The organism is Corallococcus terminator (assembly GCF_003611635.1).
Classification (GTDB): domain Bacteria; phylum Myxococcota; class Myxococcia; order Myxococcales; family Myxococcaceae; genus Corallococcus; species Corallococcus terminator.
The window spans coordinates 1-1,158 of record NZ_RAVZ01000705.1; the positions used below are offsets into that span (position 1 = coordinate 1).

At 72.3% G+C, this 1,158-nt stretch carries 2 protein-coding genes; both read right to left on the reverse strand.

Annotated elements, in window-relative coordinates:
* A partial coding sequence (locus tag D7V88_RS41650; RefSeq protein WP_504815095.1) for a flagellar basal body-associated FliL family protein occupies window positions 1-350 on the reverse strand: 350 nt, incomplete at its 3' end.
* Window positions 350-871 carry an RNA polymerase sigma factor gene (locus D7V88_RS41655; RefSeq protein ID WP_120545975.1) on the reverse strand — a complete coding sequence of 174 codons (522 nt, stop codon included), beginning with the start codon at window positions 869-871 and terminating at the stop codon, window positions 350-352. The genes D7V88_RS41655 and D7V88_RS41650, both read right to left, overlap by 1 nt.
* Window positions 872-1,158: the final 287 nt, after the last annotated feature.

The window sequence follows — 1,158 nt, forward strand, 5'->3', positions numbered from 1 at the left end:
GGTTCGGGCAGGGGCACCGGCTCCAGCGCGGCCAGCCGGGTGGGTTCGGGCACGCCGGGCGTCAGCACGTGCGGCGGGGAGGGCTCCGGGCGCGACAGGCGCCACACGGCGGCGGCCGCGGCCCCGGTGAAGACGAGCGCCGCGCCCGCCATCAACCACACGGGGGGCCGCTTGCGCCGTTTGGGGAGCGGGGGCGCGCCAGGCTGGAACGCCGCGTCCAGCGCCGCGGCCACGAGCGCGCTCGAACGCTGGCGGGACAGCCGACGCGCCGGCCCCGATTCGTCGTCGAGCGGCCGCAGGAGGTCCTCCAGCGGCTCCTCGTCGCCATCCCCTGGCGGGAAGGAAGACATCACGCTTCTCCTTCCGGCCCGTCACCTTCGGCGGCCAGCGCGCGCAGGGCGGTGCGTCCCAGCCGCAGCCGGCTGCGCACGGTCTCGAAGGGGATGCCCAGTTCCGTGGAGATCTCCTGCACGCTCAATTCCAGCACGTGATGCAACACCAGCGCATGCCGCTGCTCCGTCGAAAGCCTGTCCAGCAGCGTCACCATGTGACGACGGTGCACGTATTCATCCGCCGGGGCTTCATCGGATGGCACCGCCAGCAACTCCACTGGATCCCCACTGTAACGTGCGTCATGCCCACGTGAACGCTTGAGCCACGCGAACGTGGTGCGCACCACCACGCGGTCCACCCAGCCGTGGAAACGCCCGTCACCGCGATAGGTGGGCAGCCCCCGCACCAGCGCGATGAGGGACTCCTGCGCGATGTCCTCCACGTCCGAGTCCCCCCGCACCAGGTAGCGCACCAGGTTGCGCACCCGGGGCAGCAGCTCCAGGAGCAGGGACTCGATGGCGGCGCGCTGACCCCGCATGGCCGCCGCCAGTCGGGCGTCTTCCGGCGCGCGGGGGGCGACGGTCGCATGTGAGCCCGAACTCCTCATGTCCGATACGGAGGAGGCTCGCGGCGGAATCGGGTCATCGGTGCTCACGGAAAAATCACCATTCCCACTCCCAGTCGGGGTCGCACGGACCAGCCGTCCTCCCGGAACACGAATGCACCGTCCCGCGCGTAGCCCAGCCGGGGCCGCCCCAGGAGCAGCTCCCCGGACAGCGCCGCCTCCAGCGCCAGCGCCGGGCCCACCCGCCACCACGCCCGCAC

Bases quoted from the DNA above. Each gene is read 5' to 3' on its own strand.
- D7V88_RS41655 (WP_120545975.1), bottom strand. From the start codon at position 871: ATGCGGGGTCAGCGCGCCGCCATCGAGTCCCTGCTCCTGGAGCTGCTG.